The sequence below is a fragment of the Streptomyces racemochromogenes genome (assembly GCF_044129415.1).
Taxonomy (GTDB): Bacteria; Actinomycetota; Actinomycetes; order Streptomycetales; family Streptomycetaceae; genus Streptomyces; species Streptomyces racemochromogenes_A.
The window spans coordinates 1-5624 of record NZ_JBBDHD010000232.1 but is presented as its reverse complement, the minus strand read 5'-3'; the positions used below and the strand labels follow the sequence as shown (position 1 = coordinate 5624).

At 71.6% G+C, this 5624-nt stretch carries 4 protein-coding genes and 1 pseudogene; 3 read left to right on the top strand and 2 right to left on the bottom strand.

What is annotated here, in order from left to right:
• Positions 1 to 104 precede the first annotated feature (104 nt).
• Together WDV06_RS35985 and WDV06_RS35980 are read left to right on the top strand one after the other, a co-directional pair.
• Positions 105 to 495, top strand: a pseudogene (locus tag WDV06_RS35985) (transposase family protein); the annotation flags it as partial.
• 584 nt (positions 496 to 1079) lie between these two features.
• Entirely contained in the window at positions 1080 to 2066 is a 987-nt protein-coding gene (locus tag WDV06_RS35980; RefSeq protein ID WP_395514020.1) for an aldo/keto reductase, read from the top strand.
• A 34-nt stretch (positions 2067 to 2100) separates the two neighbouring features.
• Here WDV06_RS35980 and WDV06_RS35975 read toward each other — a convergent pair whose 3' ends face one another.
• Together WDV06_RS35975 and WDV06_RS35970 are read right to left on the bottom strand one after the other, a co-directional pair.
• Positions 2101 to 3405 (bottom strand): tetratricopeptide repeat protein, encoded by a 1305-nt coding sequence (locus WDV06_RS35975; RefSeq protein ID WP_395514019.1) that lies wholly within the window; start codon positions 3403 to 3405, stop codon positions 2101 to 2103.
• A gap of 320 nt (positions 3406 to 3725) precedes the next feature.
• On the bottom strand, positions 3726 to 4652 hold the full coding sequence (locus tag WDV06_RS35970) for a quinone oxidoreductase family protein (protein WP_395514018.1): 927 nt from the start codon (positions 4650 to 4652) through the stop codon (positions 3726 to 3728).
• Positions 4653 to 4749: 97 nt separating this feature from the next.
• Here WDV06_RS35970 and WDV06_RS35965 point away from each other — a divergent pair, with 97 nt between their 5' ends.
• A complete protein-coding gene (locus WDV06_RS35965; protein ID WP_395514017.1) occupies positions 4750 to 5238 on the top strand; it encodes a MarR family winged helix-turn-helix transcriptional regulator in 489 nt (162 codons plus the stop codon).
• Positions 5239 to 5624: the final 386 nt, after the last annotated feature.

Genomic DNA, 5624 nt, shown 5'->3' with positions numbered 1-5624 from the left:
AGGACGCCGCCGAACAATCATTGTGGGAAAGCCCCGCACCAGCTCTGGTGCGGGGCTTTTCTGCGTTTACGGGCTCGTTGGGAAGCAGTGAACGTTTCTCAACGCGGCGGCTGACCACCGGCCGCCAGGCCCTGGCCCGCCTGCGATGCGGACACACCTATGCCCAGCTTGCGGCCGGCTTCGGCGTCGGCACCACCACCGCCTGCCGATGCAACGCCGAGGCCGGCGAGGTCCTGGCCGAGCTCGCCCCGGCCCTGGCGAGTGGCGAGTGCGGTCAAGGCCGCGTCCCCCAAGGCGTTCGTAATCCTGGACGGGACACTGCTCGCGATCGACCGGACCGCCGCCGGCCGCCCCTTCCGCTCTGGAAAGCACAAGAAGCACGGCATGAACGTGCAGGTCCTCGCTGACCCGTTCGGCCGCCTGCTGTGGGCCTCGCCCGAGGGTCGCCTGGGCGCCGGCGGCGCCGTCCGGGTGCCCTTCCACGGCCGGTGGGAACTGAGGTGGGAAGTCGCCCGCTTCACCACGCCTCGACCTGAGGATAGAAATGGCTCCATGAGTGTCGACATCTTCGTGTGCCGGTTCGAGAACGGTGAGCCGACGCCGTTGGACATGAGGACTGCGCACGAGGTCCTCGCCCCCTATGTGGTGGCACGGGACCCCCGGACGAACTTCCTGCAGGTGCGTACAGCGGAGAGGGAGGAAGCGGGTGTTTTCATCTCCAGCCCGGAAAACATCACCTTCAACCACTTCGGAGGCAACGGAATCATGGACCTCTTGGCCGTCCTGCTGCGCCGGCTGGACGCTGTGCTCGTTGTCCCGGGTGGACCAACCATGATTCAGCGGGACGTGGACCGCGACCTTCTGCCTGCCGCCCTCAGGGACGAGTGGCCCGTCGTCGTGGCCCGCACCGGCGCGGAGATCGACCGGGCGATCCGGATGTCCTGAACGAACGGCCGAGGGGCCCACCCTGGTGCGGGCCACCGGGAAAGGCCTCGTGAAGACCGCTGATCGTTTGACATGGAGTGCACTCCAAGACCTAGCGTCGTGGGCAGACGGTTCCGAGCTCGGGAGGCACCAGAATGATCGACGCACGCATCCGGCACTTGGGTGAACTCGCTGTCTCCGCACAGGGGTTGGGCTGCATGGGCATGAGCCACGGCTACGGAGACTCCGACGACGCGCAGTCCATCGCCACTCTCAACCACGCCCTGGACCTCGGCGTGACCCTCCTGGACACCGCCGACTTCTACGGCGCCGGCCACAACGAGGAACTGATCGGCCGGGCAGTCGCCGGGCGCCGCGACGAAGCGGTGATCGCCACGAAGTTCGGCTTCGCCAACCGCCTGGGCGAACCCATCGTCATCCGGGGCGACGCCGCCTACGTACGCCAGGCGTGCGAGGCCTCGCTGCGCCGGCTCGGGGTCGACCACATCGACCTCTACTACCAGCACCGGGTCGACCCGCAGGTGCCGATCGAGGAGACCGTCGGCGCCATGGCCGAGCTGGTCCAGGCCGGCAAGGTCCGCCACCTCGGCCTGTCGGAGGCCGGCGAGGAAACGATCCGGCGGGCCCACGCGGTCCACCCGATCGCGGCACTGCAGAGCGAATGGTCCCTCTGGACGCGGGACCTGGAATCCGGGGTCGCCCAGGTCTGCCGCGAACTCGGCATCGGCCTGGTCCCGTTCTCCCCGCTCGGACGCGGCTTCCTGACCGGCCGCTACACCTCGGTCGAAGGCCTCGCGGAGAACGACGTGCGCCGCACCCAGCCGAGGTTCGCCGACGGCAACCTCGACCGGAACCTGGCGATCGTCGCCAGGCTTGAGGAACTGGCCGCCGCCAAGGGCATCACGGCCGGCCAGCTCGCCCTGGCCTGGGTCCAGCACCGCGGCGAGGACGTCGTACCGATCCCCGGCACCCGGCGCCGGAGGTACCTGGAGGAGAACCTCGCCGCCCTGACCGTCGAACTGACCCCGCAGGACCTGGCGGCCATCGAGGCCGCGGCCCCCCACGACGGCATCGCGGGCGCCCGCTACGACGCGGCGAGTCTGACCTTCGTCAACCACTGAGCGGTGACTGACACGGGTGACCGACCGGCGCCGGTCAGGCCTGCTCCTCCTGGAGGACCGCCACCGCTTCCTTGACGCGGCCGAGGCTGACGAGGTGCTCGGCGAGGTCGGCGGCGCTGCGCGAGGGGAGTGCTCCGAGGAGGGCCACGGCCTCCTCGGAGCGGCCGGCCTCGGCGAGCAGCTGGGCCAGGGCCGAAGCCCCGTACCAGGTGTCACCCTCCGGGTGGGCCCGTACCAGCTCGATCGCCTCCTCCCGCCGGCCGCAGGCGGCCATCAGCGGCAGGCGCATCTCGAAGAAGCTCCACTCCTCCCCACCCGTACGGGACTTCAGGCCGTCGAGGTAGGCCAGGCCCTGCTCGGGGCGGCCGTGATCCGCGTACAGGGCGCACAGCCGCCGGACGAGCCAGTCCTCGGCCCCGAGGGGTGCGTCCGCGAGCGAGCGCAGCACCCCGATCGCCTCGTCCCGGCGGCCGTGCCGCTCCAGGAGGCCCGCGAGGCGTACGGCAGCGAACCGGCGTAGGCCCTGCGAAGCAGACGGGTTCCGGTAGACGGCGATGGCTCCCTCCAAGTCGCCGCGTTGCTCCAGTAGTTCGGCGAGCCGTTCCGCGGCACTTTCGAGCCTCCCGGCGTACGCGCGCAGCTCCTCGGTCCGGCCCTGGCGGGCCAGGAGGTCGGCGAGCGCCTGATAGCCGTGGGCCGAGGCATCCGCGGCGTCCGGGCTCAGGAGGGCGATCGCCTCCTCGACGCGGCCCTGGCGTTCGCGGATCGCGGCCAGCAGGAACACGGCGTTGGTGGGCGCCGGCCCGGTCCGCCGGCCCGCCTGGTCCGAGTCGCGGCGTGCCGCCTCGATCCGGGCGGCCAGCAGCGCGGCGGCCTCCTCGTCCCGGCCCGCGACCCCGGCGACGTCGACCAGGGCGGTCGCGAGGAACCCGTCGCCGAGGTGCGGGAGGAGCAGGGCGAACGCCTCACCGCTCCGGCCGTGCCGGGCCAGCAGGCGCGCGAAGGCGGCCAGGGCCAAACGATCCCCGCGCTCGGCGTAGGGGCGGGCCAGGGCGATGGCCTCGTCGGCCCTTCCCCATCGCTCCAACAGCGCGGCCGCGGCCTCGGCCGCCGTCCACCACCCGGTGTCCACGTAGGGGGCGATCACCTCCCAGGCCTCCGCCCGCCGGCCCTGCCCGTCGAGCCGCCGCACCAGCTCCAGCGCACAGAACCACTCGCCGCGGCCGGCCTGGAACGCGACCTCCTCGGCATGGCCGAGGTCGAACAGCCGGGAGACCAGGCTCGGGGGAATGCAGCGGGAGTACGACCGGAACCGGCCGTCGAGTTCAGCAGCGTCCACGGGCACGCACCCTAGCGGTGCGACCGTCCCTGCGTTCACGGGGCCGAGGGCGCGCGGACGGGGTCGCTGACGCGGTCGAGGCGTCCGCGACCGCGGCTGACGCCCGTGCGGTGGCGTCGCGGTCAGCGCGGGGGAGCCCGCCCGCAGGGGCTGCCGCACCCGCGCAGAGGAGGGCAGCAGGGCCGGGAGCGGCGTCACCCGACGCCGTTCCGTCATCCGCCGGCACCAGCCGGCGTCGTGCTTCCGCGGCCCGCGGTCCTTCACCCCCGCGTGTCACCGACTCGCCGCGCACACCGGCCACTTCCCCCGTACCCCCACACCTACCGGGGCACGAGGACGACCTTGCCGAGGTTGCGGCGCTGCTCGATGACGGCGTGGGCGCGGGCCGCCTCGGCGAGGGGGATCTCCTCGTGGACGGCCGTACGGAGGGAGCCGGCGGCGCGCTGCTCCCAGAGCTCGCGCTCCCAGCGGGCGTACAGATCGGGCCGGCCCATGGCGACGGTCCGGATCTGGAAGCCGATCACCGAGGCCCCGCGCAGCAGGAGCTCGTACGCGTCCACCGTGCCGCCGCCGGAGCCGAAGGCGACCAGGCGACCGCCCAGGGCGAGGGCGTTCACGGCAGGGGTGAGCAGGTCGCCGCCGACGCCGTCGAGGACGACGTCGTACGGGGCTCCCCAGTCGGCGTCCTGGTACAGGACGACCTCGTCGGCGCCCAGACCGCGGACGAACCCGGCCTTGTCGGCACTGCTGACGGCCGCGACGACGCGCCCCGCCCCGCCCGCCTTCGCGAGCTGGACGGCGAGGGTGCCCACCGCACTGGCCGCCGCGGTGACGAGCACCGACTCCCCGGGCCGCACGCGCCCCGCCTCGTACGCCCCGCGCGCCACGAGCCCGCTGCGCACCAGTGCGACGGCCTCCACGGCGGTCGCCCCGTCGGGGACGGCGGTGGCGAGGGCGGCGGTGAGGACGGCGTACTCGGCGTAGGCGTGGGTGAAGCAGAGCCCGGTGACGCGGTCCCCGACCGCGAAGCCGGGGACGTCGGCCCCGGTGGAGACCACGACGCCGGCGACCTCCCCGCCGAGCGTGACGGGCCCGCTGCCCTCGCGCACCTTGCGGACGGTGGGCAGGGTGACCCCGATGGCTTCGGCGCGGACGACCAGCTCGCCGGGGCCCGCCTCGGGGATGTCGACCTGCTCGACGAGCAGGGCCTCCGGCCCACCGTTGACCTCATGGCGGATGCGCAGCACAGGACCTCCCCTGATCCAGGACGTGTATTCGTTGGGAGTCCCAACGGTAGGCCGAAAGTCGTGGGGATGTCCAACGGTTTCTGGCTAAGGTTGGCGCATGACCACTCCCGCGCCCTCCCCTGCGTCCTCTTCCTCCGCTTCGCCCTCCCCGTCAGTCCTCGCGCACATCCAGTCCCTGCCGAGCTGGCTCGTCGGGCGGGTGGCGGCCCACGGGCGGGGCCTGGTCGCGGATGCGATCGCGCCGGAGGGGTTGAAGCTGATGCAGCACGCGGTGCTGGCCGCGACCGCCGAGTACGGGCCGCTCGCCCAGGCGGACCTGGGCCGGCGGCTCGCCGTGGACCCGAAGGACATGGTCGTGATCCTCAACCACCTCCAGGAGGCGGGACTGGTCCTGCGCACCCCCGACCCGGCGGACCGTCGCAAGAACGCGGTGACGGTCACCCCGGAGGGGGAAGCGGTCCTCGCGCGCTGCGCCACCCTCGCGGAGGCGGCGAACGAGCAGCTCCTGGCGCCGCTGACCGAGGAGGAACGGCGGGTGCTGCTGGACCTGTTGCGGCGCGTCCACGACGCCTCCACCTCGTTTTGACACCCCCAGGGGCCGGATGTAGAGTCAAACGGTTGCCTCGAACCGGACAGGTTCGGCGACATCCACTCTGCAGGGAATCGAATTCCGTGTGGGGTGCACTCGACTCATCATGCGGAACGTCGAAGCCGGGAAATCCGGTGGAAAACTTCTGATAGAGTCGGAACCGCCGGAAAGGGAAAGCGCGAAAGCGAACGACCTGGAAAGCGCCGAGGAAATCAGGCCCGAAAGGATCTGATAGAGTCGGAAACGAAGAAAGAACGAAAGCCCGGAGGAAAGCCCGAGAGGGTGAGTACAAAGGAAGCGTCCGTTCCTTGAGAACTCAACAGCGTGCCAAAAATCAACGCCAGAAGTTGATACCCCGTCCACTCCGGTGGATGAGGTTCCTT

Bases quoted from the DNA above. Each gene is read 5' to 3' on its own strand.
- WDV06_RS35965 (WP_395514017.1), top strand. From the start codon at position 4,750: ATGACCACTCCCGCGCCCTCCCCTGCGTCCTCTTCCTCCGCTTCGCCC.
- WDV06_RS35980 (WP_395514020.1), top strand. From the start codon at position 1,080: ATGATCGACGCACGCATCCGGCACTTGGGTGAACTCGCTGTCTCCGCA.